The sequence below is a fragment of the Accumulibacter sp. genome (genome assembly GCF_029255125.1).
Lineage (GTDB): Bacteria > Pseudomonadota > Gammaproteobacteria > Burkholderiales > Rhodocyclaceae > Accumulibacter.
In genome coordinates this window covers 1-25,292 of the sequence record NZ_JAPUVR010000086.1, presented here as the reverse complement: position 1 = coordinate 25,292, position 25,292 = coordinate 1, and the positions used below count along the sequence as shown (strand labels likewise).

Annotated in this window: 24 protein-coding genes; 12 read left to right on the top strand and 12 right to left on the bottom strand. The window is 67.0% G+C overall.

Features of this window, described 5'->3' with window-relative positions; all coding sequences use genetic code 11:
• Positions 1-56 precede the first annotated feature (56 nt).
• On the top strand, positions 57-1,334 hold the full coding sequence (gene purD / locus Q1L59_RS06905) for a phosphoribosylamine--glycine ligase (RefSeq protein WP_300329968.1): 1,278 nt from the start codon (positions 57-59) through the stop codon (positions 1,332-1,334).
• Positions 1,335-1,374: 40 nt separating this feature from the next.
• On the top strand, positions 1,375-2,292 hold the full coding sequence (gene hemF, locus Q1L59_RS06900) for an oxygen-dependent coproporphyrinogen oxidase (RefSeq protein WP_300329965.1): 918 nt from the start codon (positions 1,375-1,377) through the stop codon (positions 2,290-2,292).
• Positions 2,293-2,308: 16 nt separating this feature from the next.
• Here hemF and Q1L59_RS06895 read toward each other — a convergent pair whose 3' ends face one another.
• The 7 genes from Q1L59_RS06895 to Q1L59_RS06865 form a co-directional block, all read right to left on the bottom strand.
• Positions 2,309-3,475, bottom strand: coding sequence for a heme biosynthesis HemY N-terminal domain-containing protein (locus Q1L59_RS06895; protein WP_300329962.1), 1,167 nt, complete (start codon positions 3,473-3,475; stop codon positions 2,309-2,311).
• Entirely contained in the window at positions 3,472-4,608 is a 1,137-nt protein-coding gene (locus tag Q1L59_RS06890) for a uroporphyrinogen-III C-methyltransferase (protein ID WP_300329959.1), read from the bottom strand. Before Q1L59_RS06890 ends, Q1L59_RS06895 begins: the two co-directional genes overlap by 4 nt.
• Positions 4,605-5,381 (bottom strand): uroporphyrinogen-III synthase, encoded by a 777-nt coding sequence (locus Q1L59_RS06885; RefSeq protein ID WP_300329956.1) that lies wholly within the window; start codon positions 5,379-5,381, stop codon positions 4,605-4,607. Before Q1L59_RS06885 ends, Q1L59_RS06890 begins: the two co-directional genes overlap by 4 nt.
• Complete coding sequence (gene hemC / locus Q1L59_RS06880) at positions 5,378-6,325, bottom strand: hydroxymethylbilane synthase (protein ID WP_300329953.1); 948 nt, start codon at positions 6,323-6,325, stop codon at positions 5,378-5,380. The genes Q1L59_RS06885 and hemC overlap by 4 nt, the downstream gene beginning before the upstream one ends.
• A 113-nt stretch (positions 6,326-6,438) precedes the next feature.
• The gene (locus Q1L59_RS06875) at positions 6,439-7,113 is read right to left on the bottom strand and encodes a c-type cytochrome (RefSeq protein WP_300329950.1); all 675 of its coding nucleotides are present in this window, start codon (positions 7,111-7,113) and stop codon (positions 6,439-6,441) included.
• A 93-nt stretch (positions 7,114-7,206) separates the two neighbouring features.
• Positions 7,207-7,983, bottom strand: coding sequence for a LytTR family DNA-binding domain-containing protein (locus Q1L59_RS06870; protein ID WP_300329948.1), 777 nt, complete (start codon positions 7,981-7,983; stop codon positions 7,207-7,209).
• On the bottom strand, positions 7,980-9,014 hold the full coding sequence (locus tag Q1L59_RS06865; RefSeq protein ID WP_300329945.1) for a histidine kinase: 1,035 nt from the start codon (positions 9,012-9,014) through the stop codon (positions 7,980-7,982). The genes Q1L59_RS06870 and Q1L59_RS06865 overlap by 4 nt, the downstream gene beginning before the upstream one ends.
• A 62-nt stretch (positions 9,015-9,076) precedes the next feature.
• On the opposite strand from Q1L59_RS06865, the gene argH reads away from it, so the two are divergent.
• Positions 9,077-10,492 (top strand): argininosuccinate lyase, encoded by a 1,416-nt coding sequence (gene argH, locus Q1L59_RS06860; RefSeq protein ID WP_300329943.1) that lies wholly within the window; start codon positions 9,077-9,079, stop codon positions 10,490-10,492.
• Between the two features lies 1 nt (position 10,493).
• Positions 10,494-11,780, top strand: a complete 1,287-nt coding sequence (locus Q1L59_RS06855; protein WP_300330084.1) for a serine/threonine-protein kinase — start codon at positions 10,494-10,496, stop codon at positions 11,778-11,780.
• 77 nt (positions 11,781-11,857) lie between these two features.
• On the opposite strand, the gene Q1L59_RS06850 is transcribed toward Q1L59_RS06855, so the two are convergent.
• On the bottom strand, positions 11,858-12,409 hold the full coding sequence (locus Q1L59_RS06850) for a hypothetical protein (protein ID WP_300329940.1): 552 nt from the start codon (positions 12,407-12,409) through the stop codon (positions 11,858-11,860).
• Between the two features lie 33 nt (positions 12,410-12,442).
• Here Q1L59_RS06850 and Q1L59_RS06845 point away from each other — a divergent pair, with 33 nt between their 5' ends.
• On the top strand, positions 12,443-12,808 hold the full coding sequence (locus tag Q1L59_RS06845; protein WP_300329939.1) for a carboxymuconolactone decarboxylase family protein: 366 nt from the start codon (positions 12,443-12,445) through the stop codon (positions 12,806-12,808).
• A gap of 62 nt (positions 12,809-12,870) precedes the next feature.
• Here the strand turns inward: Q1L59_RS06845 and Q1L59_RS06840 are convergent, their stop codons facing one another.
• The gene (locus Q1L59_RS06840) at positions 12,871-13,536 is read right to left on the bottom strand and encodes an OmpA family protein (RefSeq protein WP_300329936.1); all 666 of its coding nucleotides are present in this window, start codon (positions 13,534-13,536) and stop codon (positions 12,871-12,873) included.
• Positions 13,537-13,702: 166 nt separating this feature from the next.
• On the opposite strand from Q1L59_RS06840, the gene gloA reads away from it, so the two are divergent.
• From gloA to Q1L59_RS06815, 5 genes are read left to right on the top strand one after another with little or no spacing between them, the layout of a single operon-like run.
• Positions 13,703-14,089, top strand: a complete 387-nt coding sequence (gene gloA / locus Q1L59_RS06835) for a lactoylglutathione lyase (RefSeq protein WP_300329934.1) — start codon at positions 13,703-13,705, stop codon at positions 14,087-14,089.
• A 7-nt stretch (positions 14,090-14,096) separates the two neighbouring features.
• Entirely contained in the window at positions 14,097-15,071 is a 975-nt protein-coding gene (locus tag Q1L59_RS06830; RefSeq protein WP_300329931.1) for a YncE family protein, read from the top strand.
• Positions 15,068-15,820 carry a polysaccharide deacetylase family protein gene (locus tag Q1L59_RS06825; protein WP_300329928.1) on the top strand — a complete coding sequence of 251 codons (753 nt, stop codon included), beginning with the start codon at positions 15,068-15,070 and terminating at the stop codon, positions 15,818-15,820. Before Q1L59_RS06830 ends, Q1L59_RS06825 begins: the two co-directional genes overlap by 4 nt.
• Positions 15,817-16,866: a sterol desaturase family protein gene (locus tag Q1L59_RS06820; protein WP_300329925.1), complete on the top strand. Its 1,050-nt coding sequence runs from the start codon at positions 15,817-15,819 to the stop codon at positions 16,864-16,866. Before Q1L59_RS06825 ends, Q1L59_RS06820 begins: the two co-directional genes overlap by 4 nt.
• Positions 16,859-17,398, top strand: a complete 540-nt coding sequence (locus Q1L59_RS06815) for an HD domain-containing protein (RefSeq protein ID WP_300329922.1) — start codon at positions 16,859-16,861, stop codon at positions 17,396-17,398. Before Q1L59_RS06820 ends, Q1L59_RS06815 begins: the two co-directional genes overlap by 8 nt.
• On the opposite strand, the gene Q1L59_RS06810 is transcribed toward Q1L59_RS06815, so the two are convergent.
• Together Q1L59_RS06810 and Q1L59_RS06805 are read right to left on the bottom strand one after the other, a co-directional pair.
• Positions 17,395-20,391, bottom strand: coding sequence for a caspase family protein (locus tag Q1L59_RS06810; RefSeq protein WP_300329919.1), 2,997 nt, complete (start codon positions 20,389-20,391; stop codon positions 17,395-17,397). The two genes, Q1L59_RS06815 and Q1L59_RS06810, sit on opposite strands and share 4 nt — an antisense overlap.
• Before the next feature lie 34 nt (positions 20,392-20,425).
• Entirely contained in the window at positions 20,426-21,625 is a 1,200-nt protein-coding gene (locus Q1L59_RS06805) for an OmpA family protein (protein WP_300329917.1), read from the bottom strand.
• A 260-nt stretch (positions 21,626-21,885) separates the two neighbouring features.
• On the opposite strand from Q1L59_RS06805, the gene Q1L59_RS06800 reads away from it, so the two are divergent.
• Together Q1L59_RS06800 and Q1L59_RS06795 are read left to right on the top strand one after the other, a co-directional pair.
• A complete protein-coding gene (locus Q1L59_RS06800) occupies positions 21,886-23,664 on the top strand; it encodes an alpha/beta hydrolase (protein ID WP_300329914.1) in 1,779 nt (592 codons plus the stop codon).
• A gap of 74 nt (positions 23,665-23,738) precedes the next feature.
• Positions 23,739-23,879, top strand: coding sequence for a hypothetical protein (locus Q1L59_RS06795; RefSeq protein ID WP_300329912.1), 141 nt, complete (start codon positions 23,739-23,741; stop codon positions 23,877-23,879).
• Between the two features lie 402 nt (positions 23,880-24,281).
• On the opposite strand, the gene Q1L59_RS06790 is transcribed toward Q1L59_RS06795, so the two are convergent.
• The gene (locus Q1L59_RS06790; protein WP_300329909.1) at positions 24,282-24,704 is read right to left on the bottom strand and encodes a PEP-CTERM sorting domain-containing protein; all 423 of its coding nucleotides are present in this window, start codon (positions 24,702-24,704) and stop codon (positions 24,282-24,284) included.
• Positions 24,705-25,292: the final 588 nt, after the last annotated feature.

The following is a 25,292-nucleotide window of genomic DNA, read 5'->3' as shown; positions in this document are numbered from 1 at the left end:
GTGGGCAGCACGCCGACCAGCGCTGGCCAACGGCCAAGCGCCGTGAAAGGAGAGCAATGAACGTATTGATCGTCGGCTCCGGCGGCCGTGAGCACGCGCTCGCCTGGCGCTTGGCAAGGTCGCCCAGCCGGCCGAAGGTTTTCGTCGCCCCCGGCAACGCCGGCACGGCGCGCGAGCACGAACTGGAAAACGTCGCACTCAGCGATCCCGCGACGCTCGCCGACTTTGCCGAAGATAAGCGCGTCCAGCTCACTGTCGTCGGGCCCGAAGCACCGCTGGCCGGGGGCATCGTCAACCTGTTTCGCGCCCGCGGTCTGCGCATTTTTGGTCCAACGCGCGAGGCAGCGCAACTCGAGAGTTCGAAGGACTTTGCCAAGCGCTTCATGGCCAGGCACCAGATCCCGACGGCGCGTTTCGCGACCTTTGCCGACCGCGCCGCGGCGCACGCACACGTGGACGAACACGGTGCGCCGATCGTGATCAAGGCCGACGGACTGGCCGCCGGCAAAGGCGTCGTCGTCGCCATGGACCTGGCGACTGCGCACGCTGCGCTCGACCGCATCCTGCCGCCGACACTCGACGCGCCAGAAGCCGGCGCGCCGGCACGCGTGGTGATCGAGGAGTACCTTGAAGGCGAGGAAGCCAGTTTCATCGTCATGGTGGATGGAAAGAATGTTCTGGCGCTCGCTTCCAGTCAGGACCACAAGCGGATTAGCGACGGCGACCGCGGTCCGAACACCGGCGGCATGGGCGCCTATTCGCCGGCCCCGGTCGTGACGCCCGAGGTGCACGCGAGAACGATGCGCGAAATCATCCTCCCGACGGTGCGCGGGATGGCCGCCGAAGGAATTCCCTACACGGGCTTCCTCTACGCCGGGCTGATGATCGCGCCTGACGGATCAGTGAAGACCGTCGAGTTCAACTGCCGCCTGGGCGACCCGGAAACGCAGCCGATCATGATGCGCCTGAAATCCGACCTGCTCGAACTGCTCGAACACGCGGTCAACGGCCGGCTTGACCGGATCGAGGCGAACTGGGACCGACGCGTCGCGCTCGGCGTCGTCCTCGCTGCCGCAAACTACCCGGACGCGCCGCGCCTGGGTGACGAGATCAGCGGTTTGCCGAAAAGCAGCGAGGACAGTCACGTCTTCCACGCGGGAACGCGCGAAAGCGAGGGTCGGATAGTCACCGCCGGCGGTCGCGTGCTCTGCGTCACGACGCTCGGCGACAACATCAGGCTGGCGCAGAAGCGCGCCTACAGCCTGATCGACGAGATCCGTTTCGCCGGCATGCAATATCGCCGCGACATCGGCCATCGCGCGCTCGGCCGGTGAACCGGCGACCAGCGCGCCGACGCGCGGACGGAACGGCGCGATGATCGATCCGCTCGCGCTACGCGGCTTTTTCACCGATCTGCAAACGCGCCTGGTCGCGGCCGCTGAAGCCTTGGCTGACGACGACGGCGCGCGCTTTCGCAGCGATCCCTGGCAAAAACCGGCGACGCAGACGCTGAGCGGCGACGGGCGCACGTGCATCGTCGAGGGCGGTGCCGTTTTCGAGCGTGCCGGCGTCGCCTTCTCGCATGTGCGTGGTGATGCGCTACCCCCCTCAGCGAGCGCCCGACGCCCCGAGCTGGCCGGCCGCGCCTTCGAAGCCATGGGCGTTTCAGCGGTCTTTCACCCGGCCAATCCCTACTGCCCGACGGCGCACATGAACGTGCGCGCGCTGCTCGCCACGAGCGATGGCGAAGCGCCTGCCTGGTGGTTCGGTGGCGGCATGGATCTGACGCCGTATTACCCCTTCGTCGAAGACATCCGCCACTTTCATGGCGTCTGCCGCGACGCGCTCGAAGCCTTTGGCGGCGAACTCTACCCGCGCTTCAAGCAATCCTGCGACGAGTATTTCTTCCTCAAGCACCGCGCGGAAGCGCGCGGCGTCGGCGGCATCTTTTTCGACGACCTGAGCGAGGGCGGATTCGAGCGCTGTTTCGCGCTCACCCGCGCGGTCGGTAACGCCTTCGCCGACGCCTATCTGCCGATCGTCGAACGTCGCCGGGAGACCCCGTTTGGCGAACGCGAGCGCGACTTCCAGGCGTACCGGCGCGGCCGCTACGTCGAGTTCAATCTGGTCTGCGACCGTGGCACCCTGTTCGGGCTGCAGTCGGGCGGGCGCACCGAATCGATCCTGATGTCGCTCCCGCCGGTCGTCAAGTGGCGCTACGACTGGCACCCGCAACCGGGTTCGCCCGAGGCGCAACTCGCCGAGGTGCTGACCCCGCGCAATTGGGTCTAGCCGCGCCGGACGCGCTTCAGCTTGCTTGCTCGGCCGCCGCCCGGTAATGAGGTAGCGCCAGCGGCGCGCGCTCGGTCTGCTCGAACAGGCGCGCCAGCTCGAGGCGGACTTCGCGCCGATCGGCCAAAGCCAGCGAGGCCTCCAGGTAGCTCTGCGCCTTCCCCCACAGGCGCTGCTGCAGACAGAGACGACCCAGGCTGCGCAGCAGTTCAGCGTCGTCCGGATGCTCGGGCAGCCAGCTTTCGGCACGCGCGATGCAGGCGGTCGGATCGCTCGGCGACAACTGGCCGTAAAGCCTGACCAGTGCGCTCTCCCACTCGACAGCGAGCCGCCCTTCGATCAGGCTCTGCGCCTCGTCGTGCGCACCGTCGGCGAGCAGCGCTTCGGCAAAGAGGCTGGCCAGACGCCCGCTGCCCTCGGCCTCCGGCAAGCGGCGCAACATCTTGAGCAGTTGGCCGAGGTCGCTGCGCTGGCGAATCAGTTCGCGGTACGCGCGCAGCTTGATCTGCTCGCCGATCTCGGGTGCCAGCGCGGCGCGCTTCTCGAGCAGGCGCGTCAGACGGATGACCTCCGACCAGTTGCCGCAGCCTTCGTTCGCGCGCAGTTCCAGACGCAGCGCGGCAATGTGCCGGCCGGAAATCTCCTGCAACCGCTGCAGGGTCTCGGCTGCTTCGGTAAAGCAGCGCGACTCGAGATGGATCTCGGCCTCGACCATCAGGCGCGCCGGCGTCATCCGCCGATCGTCACGATCAACCTGCTCCAGCCAGTACTGCGCCTTGCCAACCTCGCGCAGATGCTGCGCCGCGCGCGCCGCGAGCAGCGCCGCCAGCCCGGGCGACTCCCCCGCCGCGCGGGCCTCGCCGGCCAGGCGCATGGCCTGCGAATAACGACCCTCGAAAAGCAATCGCCAGCTTTCGCGCAGGCTTTCGGCAGCTTTCTCGCGCTGCCGGCGCCGGCGAAAGCCGCCGACCCGCGCGGGCAAGGCGAGCGCCAGACCAATGCCGCGCACGACGCCGTAGAAAAGCAGAAAGGCAAGGACGAGAACAAAGAGCGCCAGGGCAAGCGATACCTCCACCCGGTAAGGTGGCACGACGAGCAGCAGATAGCTTTCGTTGAAGCGCACCGCAACAGCAATACCGACTGCCAGCGCAAACAGGGCAAGCAGCCGGAACAGGCGTCTCAACGGCGTTCCTTGCCCAGCCGGAAGGTCTTGATCGCGGCCAGGCTTTCACCGAGCGTTGGCAACTCGATGCTGATCTCGGTCGAGGCGAGTTGCCTGATCGCCGCTTGCGCCGTCGGCAGCGCCGCGCTATGCGGGTCGAAATAGCGTTCCAGCCAGGCCTGGGCATGTCTCAACTCGTTGCGGAAGGTCCACTGGTCGCGCGCAAGCAAGGCGAGGCGTGCATTCAGCAGGCGCAGCTTGAGGTTCTCGCGCAGAAAGAAATCCTGCCCTGGCGCCAGCAAAGCCGGTTCGGCGCGATCGAAACGCTGAATGCGCACCAGGCTCCTGAGCTCGCTCCAGAACTCGCCCGCCAAGCGGCGCCAGAAGGCGAGGCTGACCGCAGAAGCAGGCTCGTCGGTTGACTCGGCCGCGGGGGTGACCGGCTCTTCCTTTACACGCGGGCGCCCATCGACCGCCAAGGGCAAGCCATCGATCGCGTTGATCACGTTCTCCAGGCGCAGGTTCATCCCTGCCACATCGACCTGCGGCAAGGCGCGCAGACGCTCGAGATCGCGCGTAAAGACCTTGCGCAAAGCGATGAACTGCGGTCGGCTACTCGCTGCCAGCCGGGCGTCGGCCGTTTGCAGCGCGAGCACCGCGCCCTGCACGTTGCCGGCAAGCTGCAACTGCTGCGCGGCCAGCGTGACGCCCTGTTCGACCTCGGCCAGCACCCATTCCTCGCGGCTGCGCGCGAGATCCTGATAGAGGCTCTCCAGCAATGCCTGCTGACTCTGCGAATCGGCGATGCGGCCTTCCAGCGCCCCCAGCCGGCCGAGCACGCCGGCAAGCTGTTCCTGCGCCTGTTTCGCCAAGGCGCGGCTCTCGGCGCCCAGCGCTTCGCTCTCGGCCAGGCGGCGGGCCAGTTCCTGTTGCGTGTCGCTCAGCTTCAGACGCGTTTCAAACCACTGCCAGGCGGCCAGGCCGAGCGCGAAAACAGCGATCAGCAGCCAGGGGTCAGCCCGCCAACTGGCTGTCGGGGCAACCACCGGCGCTACTGGCAGCGGCGCTGCCGGTCCCGAGGGAGCCGCTGGCGGCGCCGCCGGAGCCGCCTCGACCGGAGCGGCGCGCGGCGTCTCGCGCTCGCCGTCGTTCATCGCGCTGGCCAGTCGTAGGCACCCAGAGCAGCGACGATTCCGCTGTCTGCCGCAGCGCCGAGAACGACCTCGCGCAAGCCGAGCTGGCGCGCCACCTCGGCAATCCGCGCGTGCGGAACGAACACCGGTGTGCTGCACAGGCGCTCACGCTGCGCATCGTCGAGCAGTTCGTAGAGATTGCGCAGGCCCTCGCTGGACGAAATCGTCCACGCGTCGATCGTGCCGCCCGCGTGCAGCGCGTGCCAGGCTGCCACATCGGCCGGCGCCGAACGGCGATAGCAGGCAACTGCGTCCAGCTCGGCGCCGCGCGTGCGCAGCGTCGCCGCGAGCAGTTCGCGCCCACCGTTGCCACGCCAGAGGACGATGCGCCGGCCCGCCACCTGCTCCGCCTGAAGCTCGGGCAGTTCGAGCAGCGCCTCCGAATCGAAGCGGTCGACGGGTAGCAGCGTCTGCCTGACGCCATACGCGTGCAGGCGCTCGACGGTGCTCGGGCCGATTGCCGCCGCCGACAGAGCGCCGGGCCAAGCCCGTCGAGCAAGAATGTGCGGCAGGCTGTAGTCGACCGCATTCGGGCTGATGAAAATCGCCAGCGAGTATTCGTCGAGGCGCGCAATGGCCGCCTGCAGTGGCGCCGGGTCTTCGTCGGGCGCGATTTCCAGCAGCGGAAAAAGCAAGGGGGAAGCACCGCGTTCGGCGATCAGACTGGCCAGGCGCGCCGCCTGCGCGCGCGGCCGCGTGACGACGATGCGCCGGCCAGCCAAGGCGCTGCTCATCGACTGCCGGCGAGCGCCGCGAGTATCTTGTCGGCGCCGCGCTCGCGCAGCATCTGCGCCAGTTCCTGGCCGATCGCTTCGCCCGCATCCGCCTCGCCGCGCAGTTCGCCGCGGATCATCCGGCTGCCGTCGGGCAGCGCGACAAAACCGCGCAGCCAGAGCATTCCCTGCTCGAGCACCGCGTGCGCCGCCAGCGGAACCTGACAACTGCCGCCAAGCGCGCGCGAAAAAGCCCGCTCGGCACGCACGCAACGTGCGCTGTCGGCGTCGTCGAGCGCGGCGACCAGCGCGCAGACATCGCCACGCGCGGCGCGCACCTCGATCCCGAGGACACCCTGCCCGGGCGCCGGCAACGACTGTTCGGGCGTGAGCAGCGACTTGATCCGATGCGCCAGACCGAGGCGCAGCAAACCGGCGGCGGCGAGAATGATCGCGTCGTACTCACCGGCGTCCAGTTTACGCAGACGGGTATCGAGATTGCCGCGCAGGCTTCTGACCACGAGTCGCGGATGGTTCGCGCGCAGGACCGCCTCGCGGCGCAGGCTGGAGGTGCCAACGACGGCCCCCGTCGGAAGTTCGTCGAGCGTCGCGAAGCGATTGGCCACGAAGGCGTCGCACGGGTTTTCGCGCGGCGAGATCGCCGCCAGGAGAAAGCCCTCGGGCATCTCCATCGGCATGTCCTTCATCGAATGGACCGCCAGGTCGGCCGAGCCTTCCACCATCGCCAGCTCGAGTTCCTTGATGAACAGGCCCTTGCCACCGATCGCAGCGAGCGGACGGTCGAGAATCCGGTCGCCCCGCGTCGTCATGCCGAGGATGTCGATGGTCAGTTGCGGGTGCGCCTCGCGCAGCCGCTGTCGGACGTGTTCGGCCTGCCACAGGGCAAGGCGTGACTCGCGCGAAGCGATGACCAGACGGGCAGCGGTGGACGGTTCAGAGGGCACGGGACGATTCCATTCGAAACGCCATCAGGCGCGCAGCGCCGACGCTGGCGCGAGCGAAGGCGCGATTCTAACATGCCCGGGTCAGGCGACCTGCCCTGCCCGCCGGCGCGCGCTCAGCGATCGGCTTCGTGAACTTCCTGGATCGCGGTCAGATAAGCGAGCACGTCCTGGATGTCCTTCGCCGATAGCGTGTACAGCACCCCTTCGCGTGCGCCCTCCTCGTCGTGCGGCCGATCAGCCTTCAGGTAGGCGTCGATCTGCTTCTTCAGGTAGTTCGTGTATTGCCCGACGAGCATCGGAAACATTCCCCGCCCCCGCCCGTTCCGCCCGTGGCAGGCGGCGCAGTGCTTCTGGTAGACGACGCGGCCGTTCTCGATGTCGCCTTCGGCACGCGCGATGATCATCACCTTTTCCATCGCCAGCAGACGCGTCAGCGCGTCGTCGCCGGCCTTGAACTCGGGCGGTCGGGTGGGAAGCTCGATCTGCGCCAGATAGGCAGCAACCAGCTTCATGTCGTCGTCGGGCAGCTCGCGCTCGTTGGCGTAAGGGTACATCGGCAGGTTGACCCGCTGCTGTTTCTGAAACGCCTTCAGTTGCTGTTCGAGGTATTTCGGCAACTGCCCGGCGACACGCGGATACTCGCCCTTTTTGCCGCCCGCGCCGAATTCGCCATGGCAGGCGGCACACGGGCCGTAGATGTCCTTCGCGCGTTCAAGGTCGAGCGCCACAACCGGCGAGGCAAGCGCGACGGCGAACAGCGCGCCAGAAAAACGAAGAGTCGGGCGCATGAAGACCGGGTCCAAAAAACGGCCCATTTTAGGCAAGCCGCCGCGCCTTGCCTTGATGAGAATCAAGGCGCCGAGGAGCTGCACCAGCGGCGGTCACGCGCGCGCTGCGCGCAGCAGCGACCTGACCACCGGCCACTGCCGGCGGCTGATTGGCAGCCGCTCCGGAATATCGCGCAGGATCGCCTGCCACTGTGCATCGCTATCGTCCAGGGCGTTGCGCTGAAAACCGCAGATCGCCTCCTTTGCCGCCAGCACACTACGGTGCAGGCGAATGAAGCGCTCGCGAAACTCGTCCTCGAGATGATTGAGCGACTCGTCGAGCAGGTACTCGCGCTCGCGCGTGCACGCTGCAACGTATTTCAGGTCAGCCCGGAAGTAGATGATATCGCCCAACGGGATCAGCAGCAGGCGCCCGCGTTCATGGCAGGCAAGGTGGCGGCGCGCGCCCAGCGACAGGCTGGCGAGCACGTCTGGAGCCGGCGGACGGCGGCCACCCACCTTGCGCAGGGCAGCGAGCAGGCGCGGCGCACGCACCGGCTTGAGCAGGTAATCGATCGCGTTGAGTTCGAAGGCCTGAATTGCATAGGCGTCGAAAGCAGTGACGAAGATGATCGCCGGTGGATCGGCGAGTTGCGACGAATGGCGGGCAAACTCGATCCCGTCCATCGTCGGCATGCGAATGTCGAGCAGCGCCACATCGACCCGCTGCTGGCTGAGCGCGGCGAGCGCGGCCAGGCCGTCGGCCGCCTCGGCGAGCACCTGGTTGGGCAACTCGCCGGCCAGATCGGCGAGCAGCTCGCGTAGACGCAGGCGGGCAGGCGCTTCGTCGTCGACGATCAGCAGCGTGAGGAGCGGCGACGCGTCGTTCATGTGCGCTCGCCTCGGCACGGCAGGACGATGTGCACCCGGTATTCGCGCGCACCGTCGGCCAACACGACTTCACCGGTCTCCAGGCGCGCCTCCAGATCGTAGTACAGCGACAGGCGTTCGCCGATGTTTTCCAAGGCCATGCGGTTGCCGCGCTGGTGATCGCCGTCGGCGTGGCAGGGATTGACCAGTTCGATGTGCAGCTCGTCGGACTGACGGGCAAGCCGGATGCGGATCGTCCCTGGTGTGCTGCCCGGTTCGATGCCGTGGTAAACCGCGTTCTCGATCAAGGGTTGCATCATCAGGGGGGGTACATTGAGTCTTTCCGGGATGTCGTGCAGCTCCCATTCGACGCGCAGCCGCTCGCCCAGGCGCAAGGTTTCGAGATCGAGGTATTGCCGGCAGAGGGCGATTTCGTCGGCCAGCGGAACCATTTCGCGGTGGTCGCGCATCAGCGCACGAAAGAGCTCGGCCAGTTCCTCAAGCGCCGTCTCGGCGCGCTGGTGATCGACGCGAATCAGCGCCAACACGGCGTTCAAGCTGTTGAACAGAAAGTGCGGCCGGATGCGCGCGCTCAGCGCTTGCAGGCGCGCTTCGACCAACGCCGGCGAAAGTACGCTCGACCGCTGCGCGAAGTACCAGAGGAGAGCCGCGGCCGCGCTGCCGGCGAGCAGGCCGGCGCGCAACAGGCGCTGCGCGCCGCCGGCGTCGAAACCCGCCGCCGCCCACAGTTCGACGAAGCCGACGGCCGAGACTGCCGCCAGGAAAACGACCAGCAGGCGTCCCGGCCACACCGCCAGGCGACGGAGAGCACCGTCGAGCCAGGCGAGGCAGGCCACGTTGGCGAGCAGCAGAGGCTGCACCCAGACGGCCATTTCCATGTAGCGCTGCACGCATTCGTCGACGCCCTGACCTTGTACGAGTGCCGCGGCCAGCGCAAGGAGGTTGACCCCGAGCAGAATGCGCAGGATGACGCCGGCGTTGCGAAAATCGGGCAAGGGCTGAGCGGCCAGGTTTTGCTTTATACTTCTCATTGCTCGCCGTCGCGCCTGTCCAAGGTTCCACGAGTGATTTTAGCCCAGGAAACCTTTCCTCAATGAGCCGATCAGATTTGCCCCAGTACACCTGGGCGGGCCGCTTCTCCGAGCCAACCTCCGAACTCGTCGCCCGCTACACCGCATCGGTCGCCTTCGATTGTCGCATGTGGCGGCAGGACATTCGCGCTTCGCTCGCACACGCCACGATGCTTGCGCGGCAGGGCATCATCAGCCAGGACGACCTCGCCGACATCGAACGGGGAATGGCGCAGATCACCCGGGAAATCGAAGCCGGCGAATTCGTCTGGTCGGTAGACCTGGAAGACGTGCATTTCAACATCGAAAAGCGCCTGACCGCGCTGGTCGGCGACGCCGGCAAGCGACTGCACACTGGCCGCTCGCGCAACGACCAGGTGGCCACCGACATCCGGCTCTACCTGCGCGAGGCGATCGACGCGATCCTTGCCCTCCTCGCCCGCTTTCAGGCCGCTCTGCTCGAGCTCGCCGAGCAGGAAGCGGCAACCGCGATGCCCGGCTTCACGCACTTGCAGGTGGCGCAGCCGGTCACTTTCGGTCACCACCTGCTCGCCTACTTCGAGATGACCCGGCGCGACAGCGAACGCTTCGCCGAGTGCCGCGCGCGCACCAATCGCTTGCCACTCGGCGCGGCCGCGCTGGCCGGCACGAGCTACCCGATCGACCGCCACCTGGTCGCCGAACTCCTCGGCTTCGACGAAATCTGCGCCAACTCGCTCGACGCGGTCGCCGACCGCGACTTCGCGATCGAATTCTGTGCCGCCGGCTCGCTGCTGATGATGCACCTGTCGCGCCTGGCGGAAGAACTCGTCCTCTGGATGAACCCGCGTTTCGGCTTCATCCGGATCGCCGATCGTTTCTGCACCGGCAGTTCGATCATGCCGCAAAAGAAGAACCCCGACGTGCCCGAACTGGCACGCGGCAAGAGCGGGCGAGTCTTTGGCCATCTGCTCGCCTTGCTCACCCTGATGAAAGGACAGCCGCTCGCCTATAACAAGGACAATCAGGAAGATAAAGAGCCGTTGTTCGACACCGTCGACACGCTGACCGACACCCTGCGCGTCTTTGTCGAACTGATTCCGGGAATCACCACTGAGCCCGCCAACATGCGCGCCGCCTTGCGCCAGGGATATGCGACGGCGACCGATCTGGCTGATTACCTGACCCGCCGGGGTCTGCCTTTCCGTGACGCGCACGCGGTAGTCGGCCGGGCCGTGCGGCGCGCGGAAGAGCTGGGGGTCGATCTGGCGCAACTCCCGCTCGCCGAACTGCAGGGCTTCTCGCCGCTGATCGAGGATGATGTCGATCGCCTGCTGAGCATCGACGGCTCGCTGGCCGCGCGCCAGCACCCGGGCGGCACGGCGCCCACCCAGGTGCTGGCGGCGATCGACCGCGCGCGTCGCACGCTGGCTGGCGCACCTGGCCCGGCTGATGGATAGAATGGACAAGATCGGCAAGTACGAGTTGCTCTGCGAGATCGGGCGCGGCGCGACGTCGACGGTACACCTGGCGCACGATCCCTTCACGCAACGTCGCGTCGCGATCAAGATGGCTTTTCCGGGCGTCCTCAAAGACCCCGTGCGCGGCAGGCTGTATTCGCACCAATTCCTCAACGAAGCAGCGCTGGTCGGCAAATTACAGCACCCGCACATCGTGCAGACCTACGACGCGGTGGTCGACGACAATATCTGCTATATCGTCATGGAGTACGTTCCGGGCGGAACGCTGGAGGCCGTCTGTACGCCGGATCGCCTGCTGCCGATCGAACGTGTCGTCGAGATCATCTTCAAGTGCACGCGCGCGCTCGACTTTGCCGTGCACGCCGGGATCATTCATCGCGACATCAAGCCGGCGAACATCCTCTTTGCCAGCACCGATCCTATGCTCGGCGACATCAAGGTTTCCGACTTCGGCGCCGCGATCACCGGCGCGCCCGACCGTACGCTGGTCCTTGGTATCGGTTCGCCAGCCTACATGTCGCCGCAGCAGGTGAAGGAGCAAACGCTCGACCAGCAGACCGACATCTATTCGCTGGGCGTCGTCATGTACCAGTTGCTCACCGGGCGGCTACCGTTTCAGGCGCGCAACAGCTACGACATGATCTACCAGATCATCAACGCCGAACCGGCCAGACCGTCGTCGCTGCGCAGCGGAATTCCGCCGGCGCTGGAAGCGATCGTCGCGCGCGCCATGCACAAGGATGTCGAGGCGCGCTACGCAAGCTGGCCAGAGTTCTCGCACGATCTGGCGCGCACTTTCCGCGAGCGCCAATTGACCATGGCGCGCGACCAGGTCGCTGACTCCGAGAAATTCGACACGCTGCGTTCGTTTCCCTTCTTCGCTGCATTTTCCGACGTCGAGATCTGGGAAGCGCTGCGTTTCGCGCGCTGGAGCAAGGTCGCCCCGGGCACCGCGGTGATTCAGGACGGAGAAGCGGGTGACTGCTTCTTCTTCGTTGCCGAGGGCGAATTGAAGGTGCTCAAGAATGGCGTGATTCTCGATGTGCTGTCGAGCGGCGACTGCTTCGGCGAAATGGCGGTGCTCGGTAACGCCGCCTCGCGGCGCGGGGCCGACATCGTCACACTGACCAACGTCAAGCTGGTGACGATCACCGGAGAAGCACTGCGCAAATCGTCCGATGCCTGCCGCATGCACTTCTACCAATCGTTCCTGACCGTCCTCAGCCAGCGCCTGACCTCGGCCAACATTCGCCTGGTCTCCTTCTGACCAAACACTGCCGAGCCCGCCTGGCGGGCTCGGCAGTGCCTCTCGCGCGCGTGCGCATCGTCCGCGGCACGCCCCGGCTAATGCCCGCAGAAAGGCGCCACACCGTCAAAGCCGGCCAGTTCCTGGTGCTGCTGGGTGGTCCGGACAATACCTGTCGTGGCATCGAACAGCACCGCGAAGCGCGCCACCTGGTTCCAGCTATCGCAGAAGCGCCATTCCCAGACCAATTCGTTGCGCGCCGGAAAATACGCCGTCCAGTGCGCCACCGGCGGACCAATCAGGCGCAGCACCGCGTCCTGGTTGCTGCGGCCTGCTTCGATGCGTGCGAAGTGCTCGGTGTCGAGCACGCCTTTCCGGGCGCGCAAGCGCCCATCCGGCGCGATGAAGACCATGAACGTCTGCGTCCCGGCGGGGCCGCGGGGAAACGCCAGTTGCTCGCTCCCGTCGGCATCGCGCCAGGCGAGCGCCGGACTGCCCATCAGCGCCAGAACGTCGGCCAGCGTCGCCACCCCGGGTTGCAGCCCGCTGCCGCTGTAGCCAGCGCAGCCGACGAGCACCAGCGTAGCGGCAAGCGGCAACGCGCGGCCGACGCGGGCGACGATTGCCGACACGCAACGGCTGAGGTACATTAGCGTTTTCTTATTCACAGGAATCCTCCGACGATGAGCAAGTCCTTTTCCACCATCACGCACGATGTCTCGAAGGCACTGGGCACGCTGCGCCACGACATTCCGGAAACGATCCAGGGTTTCAACGCTCTGTCCAAGGCGGCACTGTCTCCCGGCGTGCTGTCTGCCCTCGACAAGGAGCTGATCGCGCTGGCGATCGGCGTCACCAGCCGCTGCGACGCGTGCGTCGGTTTTCACGTCAAAGCGCTGATCCGCCTCGGCGTCAGCCGCGAACAACTGATGGAAACCTTGGCCGTGTGCACCTACATGGGCGGCGGACCGGCACTGATGTACGCCGCTGAAGCGGTGCGCGCCTACGAGGAATTCACCGGCGGCAAAGCGGCGGCTGGCGGTGCCTGAGTAGACCTGCGCCGCGCGCCACGCCGCCGGCCGCAACGCGCGAGGCGCGCGCCCAGCCCGGCTCAGCGCGCGGCTTCGCCGATGAAGATTTCCACCCGGCGATTCATCGCCCGTCCGCCCGCCGTCGCGTTGTCGGCGACCGGCTGGCGCGCTCCGCGGCCGTCGATCGCGATGCGACTGCCGCCGACCCCGCGCGCCACCAGATAGTCGCGCGTCGCCGCCGCACGGTTGACCGAAAGCGGTTCGTTGATCGAGTCGCTGCCCGTGCTGTCGGTGTGGCCGATGATCTTGACCGTCGTCACCGGGTGCTGCGTCAGGCTGGCGGCGAGACGATCGAGCACCGGCGCCATGTTCCGCTTGATGTCGGCGCGGCCCACGTCGAAGGAAACATCGCTCGGAATATCGAGTTTGAGCTGATTGTCGGCGGTCTGCGAGACGCCGACGCCGGTTCCGCGTGTCGCCTGCTCCATCGCTGCCTTCTGCTGCTGCATGTGCTGCGACCACAGGTAGCCGCCGCCAGCGCCAACGGCCGCGCCGACGGCCGCGCCGGTGGCGGCGCTGCGGCCCGAATGGCCGCCGGCGGTGGCCATCCCGATGACCGCTCCGGCAACCGCGCCGATCGCAGCGCCCGTGCCCGTATCGCGCTGCGTCTCGCTCATGTTGGCGCAACCGGTGAGCCCGCCGGCAGCCAGCGCCGCGGCGCTCAGGGTGATGATCAGCTTCTTCATTCTCTTCGAACCTCCGTTGATTGGCGTCGCAGACGATGAACGTCGCACGTCGGCAAGCAAAAACGGCGCTTCTCGTGTATCTTCGCGCATCATTCCGGTCTCGCCGGACGATACGCCGAAAAAGCGGCCGGCGCGCCACGCCACCGCAAGCAACCTGGGGAAAGAAATGAGGATTCTGCACACGATGCTGCGCGTTGGCAACCTCGAACGCTCGCTCGCCTTTTACACCGAGGTTCTCGGCATGCGCCTGTTGCGCCGCCAGGACTATCCGGGCGGGCGCTTCACGCTGGCTTTCGTCGGCTACGACGCCGAAACGCAAGCCGCCGTGCTCGAACTGACGCACAACTGGGATACCGCCGCCTACGAACTCGGCAACGCCTTTGGCCACGTCGCGATCGAAGTCGATGATGCCTACGCCGCCTGCGCCGAGATCAAGGCGCGCGCCGGCAAAGTGGTCCGCGAAGCCGGTCCGATGCAGCACGGAAGCACCGTCATCGCCTTCGTCGAAGACCCCGACGGGTATAAAATCGAACTGATCCAGAAAAAGACCTGAAGCGACGATGACTTTCCCGCACCTGCTCCGCCGGCCGGCCTGGCTCGCCGCCCTGCTTGCCGGCCTGAACTTTCCTGTGTATGCCGGACTGGCGATCGCACTCAATTCGGGTGACGGCACGATCAGCCTGATCGACACCGAAACCTACCAGGTGACCGGCACGGCAACGGTGTGCAAGGAGCCGCACCACCTGCTGCCGACGCCGGATGACAAGTCGCTGATCGTCGCTTGCGCGGCGGCCAACCAGTTGGTCTTTTTCGACCCGGCCAGCGGTCGCGAACAGAAGCGCATACGCGACGTTTCCGACCCCTACCACCTGGGTTATTCGCCGGATCGCAAATGGTTCGTCGTCAACTCGCTGCGCCTCGACCGCGTCGACCTTTACGATCCGGTCGATTTCCGTCTGAAGGCGCGCCTGCCGGCGCCGCGCACACCGTCGCACATGGCTTTCGACAACGCCAGCGAGTTCGTCTTCATCACGCTGCAGGATTCGAACGAAGTGATGGCGATTCACCTGGGAACGCAGAAGGTCGCCTGGGTGATGCCGGTCGGCAAGACGCCTGCCGGCATCGTCATGGCGCCTGACAACCGGCACCTGCTCGTCGCCTGCATGGGCGATGGCGTCGTCGAGGTCATCGAATGGCGCTTCCAGAAGAGCGTCAAGAAAGTTCCCACCGATACCGCTGCGCATAACCTGCAACCGAAAGGCGACGGGCGCCATTTCTACGTCTCCAACCGCTCGATCAATGGCAGCATCTCGCTCTTCGACAGCAAGACGATGAGCGTCGTCGAGAAGTATGAGGTTCCCGGCGGGCCCGACGACATGATCGTCCGCGCCGACGGCAAGGAAATCTGGGCCACCGCCCGCTTCGCGCGCAAGGTGCAGGTGATCGATCTGGTCAGCAAGAAACTGAAGCAATCGATTCCGGTCGGCAGTTCGCCGCACGGCGTTTTCTTCCTCAACCACGCCGGCCTCAGATGAGCCGCGCGCCGTTTCTCCGTACCGTCGGCGGGCTGGCTCTGCTCACTGCGGTGGGCAGCGCGTCGGCGACTGCTGCGAGCAGCGCCGACTGCAAGGGAACGCTCTACCTGACCTTCGACACGGGCAACATGCGACACGCCGAACTGATCGCGCAGACGCTGGCGCGGCACGGCGCCAAGGCGACTTTTTTCGTCGCGCAGGAAAAGACGATGCGCGGCGATCACTCGCTCGACGCGAGCTGGGCGTCCTACTGGCAGGCGCGCGTTGCCGAAGGCCACGCATTCGGCACGCACACCTGGCGGCACGGCAGCTTTCGGCAGGATGTCGGCGAGCGCGTGCAGTATTTCGTCGATGGGCGCCACGAAGCGCTCGACGCGCAGGGCGTCTGCGACGAGCTCACGCGCAGCGACGCGCGCTTCCAGGACCTGACCGGACGCCGCCTCGATCGCCTGTGGCGCGCGCCCGGCGGGCGCACGACGCGCAACACGCTGGCTGCCGCGCGCCAATGCGGCTACGAGCACGTCGGCTGGGCCGGCGCCGGCTTCCTCGGCGATGAACTCCCGTCCGAGACGCATCCCAACGCGATGCTCGTCGAGCGCGCGCTGACGCGCCTGCGCGACGGCGACATCGTCATGGCGCACCTGGGGATCTGGTCGCGCAAGGATCCTTTCGCGCCAATGCTCGATCCGTTGCTCGGCGCGCTGCGCGCCAAGGGTTTCTGCTTCGCGCCGCTGCGGGAACGCCCGTGATCGACCAACTGATCGAGATCTTCGTCCGCCTGCAAGGCTGGCTGCTCGAGCACCTCGTCCAGCCGCCGCTGCTCGCGCTGGGCTTCGGCAGCTACCTCGAACTGGCTTTCGACGGCATCGAGTTCTTTCTCTGCGGCGTGCTGCAGATCAGCGCCGCCTACCTGTTGCTGCGCCCGCTGGAGACCTGGAAACCCATCGAGGTCTGGCCCGATCGCAAGGCAGTACGGGTCGACGTGATCTATACGCTGCTCGACCGGCTCGGCGTCGTCCCGCTCGCCGTCTTTGCGCTGCTCGCACCGCTCTTCGTTGCGATCGATGGCTGGCTGCGCTTCCACGGCTACATTCCGTGGCAGATCGAAGACCTGATCCCGGCGCTGGAAAGCCGCCCGCTGCTCAGTTTTTTCGTCTATCTGGTGATTCTCGATTTTGCCGAGTACTGGCGTCACCGCCTTTCGCACACCTGGCGCTGGTGGTGGGCGCTGCACGCGATTCACCATAGCCAGCGCCAGATGACGCTGTGGACCGACAGCCGCAACCACTGGTTCGACGACCTCAGCAACGGCTTCTGGTTCGCCATCGTCGCCTTGCTCGTCGGCGTTCCGCCGGGCCAGTTCGTCGGCCTGCTGATGGTCGTGCGGACGATAGAAAACCTCTCGCACCTGAACGCCCGGCTGTCTTTCGGGCGCTTCGGCGAGCACGTCCTGGTCAGCCCGCGCTACCATCGCTGGCACCATGCACTCGCCCTGCCGGCCGAGCGCAGATTTCGCTACGGATGCAACTTCGCCGTTCTCTTCCCGATCTGGGATCGCATCTTCGGCACGCAGTACATGGCGCGCGCGCTGCCGCCAACCGGCATCGAGGAAGGCCCGGCGGCGCTGACGCACGCCGACAGCGGCTACTGGCGACAGCAATGGGAAGGGATACGCGGCCTGGTGGCGGCGCTCCGCCCACAGCGCGTCGCTCTCGCCAGCGAGCCGGCAAGCATCAGCGCCGAGCGTTCGGCGAAGGCCGAGCGCAGCGAGCAGACCGAGGGCAGCCATGCTTGAGGAAGCGCGCGCCTTCGCTCTTGCCGCGCACGGCGACCAGCGCTACGGATCGCGTCCCTACGTCGTCCATCTCGACGCGGTCGCCGAGCTGCTCGCGCCGTACGGAAACGAAGCGCAAGTCATCGCCTACCTGCACGACGTCGTCGAGGATACCGCAGTCACCGAAGGCGAGGTACGCGCTCGCTTCGGCGCGCCGATTGCCGACTGCGTCGCGCTGTTGACCGATGCGCCCGGCGCAACGCGTGCCGAGCGCAAGGCGGCCACCTACAGCCGGCTGGCCCGCGTCAACGGAGAGGGGGAACTGGCGCTGCTGGTCAAGGTCGCCGACCGGCTGGCCAACGTGCGCGCCTGCCAGCGCGACGACGGACAGCACGGACGTCGCCTGCGCGAGGTCTATCGCGACGAATACCCGGCTTTCCGTCAGGCGGCGTATCGCCCCGGCCTGTGCGAGCCTTTCTGGGCCGAACTCGACCGCCTGCTCGCCGGCGCCGGGTCGACGCCGGACGCGCCGGCGAGCCGCGCGCCGGCCTAGCGCTGGCCGAGCACGAGCGGAAAATCGGGCACGCCGCTGGGAACGATCGTCACCGGCGACTGGGCGCCTTCGGTCAGCGCCTTGACGCGCTCGGAAACGTAAAGGTCGAGCATCTTGTGCGTCACCCGACCCGAACGGTTGTAGTCGGCCTTGCCGCGCAGACCCTCGAGGATCGCCTTGGTGAAAGCGCCGTTGCCCCATTCGGGTGATTCCTGCGCATACTGGCGTCCGGTCGCCGCGGCAAAGACGATGACCCCGTTGTCGGCACTCGACAGCTCGTTGATCACCGCCGTCGTGTCGAGACGCAAGGAGCGCAGCCCGGTGCCGAGCACGTTGCCGGAATGACAGGTATCGATGAAGAACATCGCCTTGCCGGGCAGCGCGACGAGCGTATTGCGGATCTCGGTGAAAATCACCGCCGAGCGTTTCAGATGCTTGACATTGACGTCCTGCGGCAGGAAGTAGTACGTGCCGTCGGCGTCGTTCACCCCGTGCCCGGCAATGAAGACCATCGCCACATCGCGCGCGGTCAGTTCGCGGCGTATCCATTCGAGGCCGTCGAGTACGTCGTCGCGCTTGGCACCGGCGTCGGTAAGCAGGCGGACAGCGACTTTGCGATACAGCCCGCCCTCCTGCGCCTTGAAGAAATTCGCCAGATCGGTCGAATCCTTGGCGGCGAATTCGAGCTGGATCGACGGGTCCTGGTACCTGCTGATGCCGATTGCCAGAACATAAAGCGCCGGCCGCAGATCGACGCCGGGAGCTGCCGGCGAACTGCTAACGGCAGCCGCTGAATCGGCGGTCGCCGCGGCCGGCTCGGCGGGTGGCCGTTTGACGATCAGCATGGCCTCCGGTGAGACCCCGTAGCGGTTCTCAGCGAAAAGCATGATCTGCGCCTCGATCCCGGGCAGCGGCAAAGCCACTTCATACACCGTCTCGTCCGCCTGCTCCGAGCGCGTCGCGGGCAGCGCTGCGATCTGCGGCAGAGCGACCAGTTGGCCATTGACGCGCGCCCGCAAGCGCGTCACCGGCGCCTCGGCCGACGAGCGCACAGCGAGCTTGACCTTCACTTCGCTGCTGCGCTGCGTGCTCAGCGCGTCGGGCGAAACGATGCGCAGCGTCGGTGGCAGACGCTGCCGGATCGCCTGCCCGGCATTCGCCGGCGCCGCCGGCGCAGCGCTCTTGCCGAACATCTCGCCGATCAGTTCGGGCCGATAGTAGTCGGAGCGGAAGCGCGACACCGGGTAGAAGTCGGCCGCCTGCGCCGGCCCGTGCCCGACCTGCCAACCGACCAGATCCTCGCCGCCCGGACTGGCGGCGAAATTCCCGGCTGCCGTCCACGCCACCCAGCGCCGGCCGTCGGCGTGCTGGAAAAGCCCGAGTTGCTCGCTGCCGTCTTCCTGCCGGTACCAGCGCAGGCTGCCGTCGCTGAAACCGACGACCAGCCAGCGGCCGTCGTCGCTCGTATTGATCTGCCAGGGCGTCGCTGGCACCGGCGTCTTCCAGCGCTCGTTGCCGTTGCGGTCGAAGGAACGCAGATACTGGCTGGTCGCCAGCGCGACGCGATTGCCGTCGCGCGAGACGCTGGCCGAAAGCGACCACTCGTTGGCCGCCAGCGTTGGCGCCTTGCCGTTGATCAGCGGCCGTTGGCGCTCGAACCAGTCATCCACCGTCGTTCGCCCGGCCGCGTGGCGTGGCGCTGACCACTCCTTGCCCGAACGGCCCCAGGCGAGTTGTCGCAGGTCGAACGCGTCGTCGCCCGCCGCCGAACGCTCGCGCAGGCTGATCGCGCTGCCGTCGGGCGCCAGGCGAAAGCGGCTGCGCTGGTGGCGAAAGTCGAGCAAGCCGGCGCTACTGACAAACGCCACGCGCTCGTCGGCACCCAGCGCTCCCCACGCCGGATCGGCGGCGGCAAACAGCAGCCGGCCGTCGGCCAGCGCGTGCAGCGCGGTGATCGTATTGCGCGCCAGCGGGATCAGGCGCGCCGCGCCGTCGCCGCGCGCGGGCCAGAGGCAAGCGACGAAGCGTCCGCGCTCGTCGGTCCAGCTTCCCGCCGCGAAGACGTGGCGGCCGTCCGCCGCCCAGGCGACGACGCTCAGACTCCGTCCCGGCCGCTCGCTCGGTGGCGGCAGGACGCGTCGCAGCTTCAGCGTGCGCGCCTCGAAGAGGTCGATGCTCCCCTGATCGGCGGTGCCGACGGCAATCGTCGCTCCGTCGGGCGAAAACGCCAGGCCAAAGGGAACGCCGGCGCCGGAGAGCGCAGCGCTGGCCAGTCGGCGCAGTCCCTGACTCGTCGCCTCGTAAGCGCGGACGTAGCCGTCGGCGCTGCTGACGACGAGCGTCTTGCCGTCGGGCGCCCAGGCGGTTGCGTTGACCTCGCCGGCAAGCTGCGCGTCGCCCGCCAGTTCGCGCGCGCCGGTCCACGCATCGACCGCCTGAAAGACACGCACGCCGTTGCGCCCGGCGAGGCCGACTGCGAGCATCCGGCCGTCGGGCGAAAACGACAGATGCGTGACGACCTCGGGCAAGCCGGGCAGGCGGTGTACGATGCGCCCGTCGTTACGCCGGACCAGATACACCTCGTTGCCAGCCGACCAACCGCCGGTGGCAAACAGCGAAGCGTCCGGCAGCATGGCGACGGCGTACAGCTTGCCGTCGTTACCAGGACCCGACGGCGGGCGGAAAACCGAAAGCAGCGCACCCGTCGCCGCGTCCCAGATACGCGCCGTCTTGTCCTCGGCAGCCGTAACCACATGCACGCCGCTGCGGTCGGCGACCAGCGAGCGGATCGGCGCCAGGTGTGCACCGATCTCGATGCGCAGACTCGGCGCGCCAGCACCCTCCCTCGCCCCCGCGCCGGCTTCCTGATCCGCCTTTGCTGGCGCGCTGATCCCGACCAGCAGCGCGAGCAGCACGAAGCCGGCCGCCAGCGCGCGCCCCAGCGCCCACACCGCCCCGGCCCCGCCAGCCGGCTCGCGTGCCCGCAACAGCATCACACGCCCCCCGCGGCGTCAGTCACGCGCACGATCAGCACGAGACCTTCTTGAATTCGATGCGCTGATCGAGCGCATCGGATTCGTTCGCCTTGCCGGTGCCGACGATCGCCCGCTGCGAACCGTAGCCACGCGCCGACGTGCGCTTGGCGAGCGACGGATTGAGCGCGACCAGCTTCTGACGCACGAATTCGGCGCGCTGCAAGGAGAGCCGGTCGTCGATCTGTTCCGACGGCCCGCGCCGGGTATGTCCGGCGACCTCCAGACAGGCGTCCTGGCGCGCCGACTGGCGAGCGATCTCGCCCAGCCACTGCGCGTACGGCTGCTGCTCCTGGGTGAACGCCGTCGCGCCCGGCTTGAAGTCGAAGCGGACGGCCAGGCGATCGGTCGCCAGCCCCATCTCGACCAGCCGGCCAAAAGCCTGCAGCGCCGGCTGCTTGCGCCCAAGCTTCTGGTTGTTCAGGTAGATGCCGGCGTGCACGCGCGCCTGCTTGCCGGCCGGATTGGTCAGCACCGACTGGTAGATCGCCAGCGAATCCTTGTAGCGCTTTGCCTGGTAAGCACGCAGCGCCTCGTTGATCGTCGCCGCCGCCAGCACGCTGTCGACGTACGCCGGATTGATCGGGTCGCCCGCTTTCGTCCCCTGGCACGTCCGGATGTAACCGTCGACCGCGCTGTCCTTCGACCAGACCGGCAGTTCGCGGAAGAAGGCGAGCGGCGTCGGATCGAAACCCTCGGGCAGCGAGCGCGCCAGCCCCTTGCTGATGATCTTGCCCGTCTTCAGGTCGGCCAGCGCGAAGCAGATGCGGTAGGCGTCGCGCTCGCCGTCCGCCTTGCCCTGCAGATTGATCGGCGTGAATGTGCCGACCATCAGCAAGGGCAGACCCGACACCGTCTCGCTGGTGAACGGCTTGACCTCGATCTGCTGATAATTCTCCCGGATCACCTGCACGACCGACTGCTCCATCGCCGCCGTCGCCTCACTCTGCACGCCGCTGTTCCCGTCGACCAGCGGATCGACGACTACGCTGTACTTCTGGTCGCGCGCCAGATTGGCGTTCGCCAGCAGATCCTGTGCCGCCTTGCGCACCGCCTGCTCGTAAGGCAGCGCGACGATCGGCGCCGGCGCCGGCGCTGCGGCGGATTTCGGCTTTTCCTCGGTGGTGCTGCAGCCAGCGGCTGCAATGACAATGGCCAGACCAACGCTGGCCAGTAGACTCGACTTGCTCGACATTGGACGACTCCCCCTGTTGATTGTTCGGTATGCCGCCGGCCTTCCGCCCGCCGGTGGCGGTTAGACACGGCGCTCGCCGTCGCGTTCGCGCGCGGCGCGGTCAAGGTGCTTTCGCCAGCTCCGGCAAAGACGGCTTCGCCGATACCGGCCAAGGCGGCTCGGCCGGCCGGCTTGACACGCGCATACGTCCGCGCGACAGTGCGCGGGTGGTCTGCCGTTTCGCACGTAGACGCCAGCATTCGTGTTGACAGGAGGGCAACATGACTCAGATACCCGCTTGCTTGCACCCGCCGACGCGGCGCGCCGGCCGACCAAACTTCGCCCGCCTCCCAGCCGGCGTGCGCTTTGGCCTGCTGGCGCTACTCCTCGGCGGTCTGCTCGGTTGCGCCGGCGAACCGGTGAGCGAGCCGAAGCACCTGCGCTTCGCCGAACAGGTCCTGGGCACGGCGGAAGAAGAACTCGCCTGGAACTTCCATGCCTTGCTCGAGTACAAAAGCACCGACAACGACCTGCCGGCCGCGCCTGCGGATACCCGGCCGACGCCGGGCGGCGCAGCGCCGGACGGCGGGCAGCGCGCGAGGCGCCCGCCCGACTTCTGCCGGCTGGCCCCCCGACAGCCCGGAGAGATCGCGGTACGTGGCCTGGGTCTGCACTTCCCGGGCTATCTGCTCGGCGTCGAGAAGACTTCGCGCCAGACGCTCGGCCTGCTCGGCGGGCCTTTTGGCGCCTGCTCCGACAGCGACAGCGAAGACATCTTCCGGCAGGCGTTTCTGCGTGTTCCGCTGCGCAACGGCGGCGGCTTCGACGATCCCACCTGCCTGCTCAAACGCCGCCTGGACGATCGCCGGCGGATGTTCCTCTCGCACGTCGTTGCCTTCCGCACGCTGAACGCCAACGCCACGACGCGCATTGGCGGCGCCGTCCTCTACGATGCCTATGCGCGCAACGACCTGCTGTGTACGATCCAGCAGGCAGCCGCCACCGGGCAGCCGCCGGCATGGGAGAAGGGCGTCTTCTTTGCCGGTCGCGCGCAGGGGCTCGCCGAACTCGAAAACGCATTGCGCGCCGACCTGCTCAGCGCGCAGCAGAGCGGCAAGCCGTACTCGCACGTTTTCGTTTACGTGATGGGCTGGAACACGGGCGAAGCGGCGTCGATCGAAAATTTCAATGCCTTGTTCGGCTACCTGCTCGACGCCGCTGCGGTCGACGCAAGCGCCGGCAGCCACTTCCGCCCGCTCTTCATCGGCCTCACCTGGCCCTCCACCTGGTCGTTCGGAACCAGCGCCTGGGACCAGTTCGTCCGCGGGGTCAGCTTCTGGAACAAGAAGAACGACGCCGACGAACTCGGCACGACCTGGGCAAACTATCTGGTCAACGAGGTGCTGACCCGAATCAAGCAAGTGCACGAGCGGCTGCGCGTCGTACTCGTCGGGCACAGCTTCGGCGCGCGCGCCGTCTCGCGCGCCTTGTACAGTTGCCCCTGGCTGGCCACGCCGGGCGACTGCCAGAACACCGTCGACCTCGTCGTCGGGCTGCAGTCGGCCTTCGGCCGCAGCCGCTTCCGGCATGGGCTTTCTCCCGCTTGGCAGGAAGCGATCGCCGTTCACCCCATGCATCACGAAGGCATCCCCTACACCGATTACTCGCAGTTTGCCGCGTATCGTGCCAAACAGGCGTACCTCTGGTCGCGTTACGACAGCGCCACCTCGCTGTCGGCGATGATCGGCGGCAACAACGAAGTCGAACGTACGCGCGCGCCGGGTAATCAGGACCTCTTTCAGCATCTCGACGACCCGGCAGCCGGCGACGACCGCAGCCCGCTTCCCCCGTCCAGCGAAGTCATTTCACGCGTCCGTCAGCTCGCGGCGCACGACCGGCGAGTCCTGCTGATCGACGGCGCCGGATTTGTCCGCTACGACACGCCGTATCACGGTGGCGACGCGCACAGCGACATCTACACGCGCGAAACCGGCCAGCTCACCTGGGAACTGGTCAAGAAATATGCGCCGAGCGCTCCGCCCTCGAGCCGGGCAAAGTGAACCCTCGTCGCCACCGCCAGCGGCCAGCCCCGACCGGCCCGGCCAGCGCCCTCCCCCAGTCAGGAAAGTAGCGCATGAAACGTCTCCTGCTCGCCGCAGCCGCGGCCCTGGTCCTTTCCTTCACCCTTTTCAGCCTGCGCCACCAGACCAGCCTGAGCGACGCCTACACGCAGTATCGCGCGAGCCCGCCGCGCCCACCGAGCGCGCCGCAATGAGCGTCGCCCGCAGCGCTTCGGCCTGCTTTCGGTCGTTTGCAGCTCGTGCCTGTATGTGGTCGAGCGACTTCCGTACGCGCGCTAGCGCAGCGTGCGAATGTATCTCGCCACGTGGCTCGAATTCTCCTGCGATAGCCGCCAGGGTGTATCCGGCGCAGAAGCCGACGCCTCGGGAGCAGCGACCTTTTCCGCCCGCCGTGCCGCCGAACGGAACCTCATCGCGCATCAACATGTTGCGACGCGAGCTTGCAGGTGTCGAACGTCATGTCGACCATCGGCATCATTGCCGGTCGCGCCGACTCAAGCTGCTGGAATGCGGCTTGAGGAGCCGAAAAACCGAAAAATTCTCCGACGCCAAACTGGCGAGCGCGGATCTTACCGAGTGGACGCGCCCGCCTTGCCCTAGCCGCGACGCCCCTTGGCAAGGCTGAAGCTGAGCAGGCCAAGACCCGCCGCCAACAGCGACCAGGCGGCCGGTTCGGGGACGTCATGACCACCGATGATCAGATTGTCGAAGCCGACGCTGCTATCCGGTGTGTCCAGACGCAGCACGGCGATGTTGAAATCCGGCCTCGAACGCGGTTCCGATTGACTGAACGGCCCTTTTCCGATCGAGTACTCGAAATCGCCGTCCATAGGGCCGACGCCACCGACGCCGTTGGCATAACCGATCATCGTCAAAATTAAAAAGGAAATCGGCGATTCGAACTGGATCGCAAAATACCTGGGCACAGCGGCGCCGCTCGGCGTGTCGCTGGTCAGGAAGGAGTGGTCGGCAACCGTCGCCTGCGGTACGCTGGTCGCTGCGACGACGGCTGCCAGCATCCCCGCGCTCGAAGCGCGCACCGGAGCACCCGGCTCAGCGCAGGTGCGCCGAGGTCGGTCGTCGCTTCGCCAGACAGAATGACTTGACGGATCCCGCCGCCTGCCGCTAGCTCGTCGACAGCCGGCTGCACTGCCGGGCGAGTTGTTGGCGATGCCGCTCTCCTGTCGGCCGACGGCGTCGGACTGGCCAAAGTGCCGCGCGTCTTCGTCGCCCGCCGTGCGGGCAACATGCAGACGAATCCGGTGCTACCCAGCGACAATGAGCTTGAGCTGAGCAAGATTCTGCGCACGCGCCTGCAGGCTCAAGATTCACGCGAGCTTGCGGCGCGTCCCACGCCGGGGAAACCAGCCAGTGCCGTTTGACCAGCGCGAGCGGCAAGCAGAGATGCCGCCGGCGCCCGCATTCCGACCGCGTGCGTCTGCCGAAGCCGAGTCTTGGCAGGGAGTTGACCGTACAATTCCTGTATGACCCACGATACCGGCTACAAGCGCCTCTTTGCGCACCCCGAGATGGTGCGCGACCTGCTGCGCGACTGGGTGCCCGGCGAATGGCTGGCCGAGGCCGACTTCTCGACCCTGGAACGGATC

What these genes read in the sequence shown, in the direction of transcription:
- Q1L59_RS06825 (WP_300329928.1), top strand. Translation starts at nt 15,068, where the DNA reads ATGAGCCGCGCGCCGTTTCTCCGTACCGTCGGCGGGCTGGCTCTGCTC.
- Q1L59_RS06805 (WP_300329917.1), bottom strand. Translation starts at nt 21,625, where the DNA reads ATGTCGAGCAAGTCGAGTCTACTGGCCAGCGTTGGTCTGGCCATTGTC.
- Q1L59_RS06810 (WP_300329919.1), bottom strand. Translation starts at nt 20,391, where the DNA reads ATGCTGTTGCGGGCACGCGAGCCGGCTGGCGGGGCCGGGGCGGTGTGG.
- purD (WP_300329968.1), top strand. Translation starts at nt 57, where the DNA reads ATGAACGTATTGATCGTCGGCTCCGGCGGCCGTGAGCACGCGCTCGCC.
- Q1L59_RS06830 (WP_300329931.1), top strand. Translation starts at nt 14,097, where the DNA reads ATGACTTTCCCGCACCTGCTCCGCCGGCCGGCCTGGCTCGCCGCCCTG.
- Q1L59_RS06845 (WP_300329939.1), top strand. Translation starts at nt 12,443, where the DNA reads ATGAGCAAGTCCTTTTCCACCATCACGCACGATGTCTCGAAGGCACTG.
- Q1L59_RS06870 (WP_300329948.1), bottom strand. Translation starts at nt 7,983, where the DNA reads ATGAACGACGCGTCGCCGCTCCTCACGCTGCTGATCGTCGACGACGAA.
- Q1L59_RS06800 (WP_300329914.1), top strand. Translation starts at nt 21,886, where the DNA reads ATGACTCAGATACCCGCTTGCTTGCACCCGCCGACGCGGCGCGCCGGC.
- Q1L59_RS06815 (WP_300329922.1), top strand. Translation starts at nt 16,859, where the DNA reads ATGCTTGAGGAAGCGCGCGCCTTCGCTCTTGCCGCGCACGGCGACCAG.
- Q1L59_RS06850 (WP_300329940.1), bottom strand. Translation starts at nt 12,409, where the DNA reads ATGTACCTCAGCCGTTGCGTGTCGGCAATCGTCGCCCGCGTCGGCCGC.
- gloA (WP_300329934.1), top strand. Translation starts at nt 13,703, where the DNA reads ATGAGGATTCTGCACACGATGCTGCGCGTTGGCAACCTCGAACGCTCG.
- Q1L59_RS06875 (WP_300329950.1), bottom strand. Translation starts at nt 7,113, where the DNA reads ATGCGCCCGACTCTTCGTTTTTCTGGCGCGCTGTTCGCCGTCGCGCTT.
- Q1L59_RS06890 (WP_300329959.1), bottom strand. Translation starts at nt 4,608, where the DNA reads ATGAACGACGGCGAGCGCGAGACGCCGCGCGCCGCTCCGGTCGAGGCG.
- Q1L59_RS06865 (WP_300329945.1), bottom strand. Translation starts at nt 9,014, where the DNA reads ATGAGAAGTATAAAGCAAAACCTGGCCGCTCAGCCCTTGCCCGATTTT.
- Q1L59_RS06855 (WP_300330084.1), top strand. Translation starts at nt 10,494, where the DNA reads ATGGACAAGATCGGCAAGTACGAGTTGCTCTGCGAGATCGGGCGCGGC.
- Q1L59_RS06840 (WP_300329936.1), bottom strand. Translation starts at nt 13,536, where the DNA reads ATGAAGAAGCTGATCATCACCCTGAGCGCCGCGGCGCTGGCTGCCGGC.
- argH (WP_300329943.1), top strand. Translation starts at nt 9,077, where the DNA reads ATGAGCCGATCAGATTTGCCCCAGTACACCTGGGCGGGCCGCTTCTCC.
- hemF (WP_300329965.1), top strand. Translation starts at nt 1,375, where the DNA reads ATGATCGATCCGCTCGCGCTACGCGGCTTTTTCACCGATCTGCAAACG.
- Q1L59_RS06790 (WP_300329909.1), bottom strand. Translation starts at nt 24,704, where the DNA reads ATGCTGGCAGCCGTCGTCGCAGCGACCAGCGTACCGCAGGCGACGGTT.
- Q1L59_RS06795 (WP_300329912.1), top strand. Translation starts at nt 23,739, where the DNA reads ATGAAACGTCTCCTGCTCGCCGCAGCCGCGGCCCTGGTCCTTTCCTTC.
- Q1L59_RS06885 (WP_300329956.1), bottom strand. Translation starts at nt 5,381, where the DNA reads ATGAGCAGCGCCTTGGCTGGCCGGCGCATCGTCGTCACGCGGCCGCGC.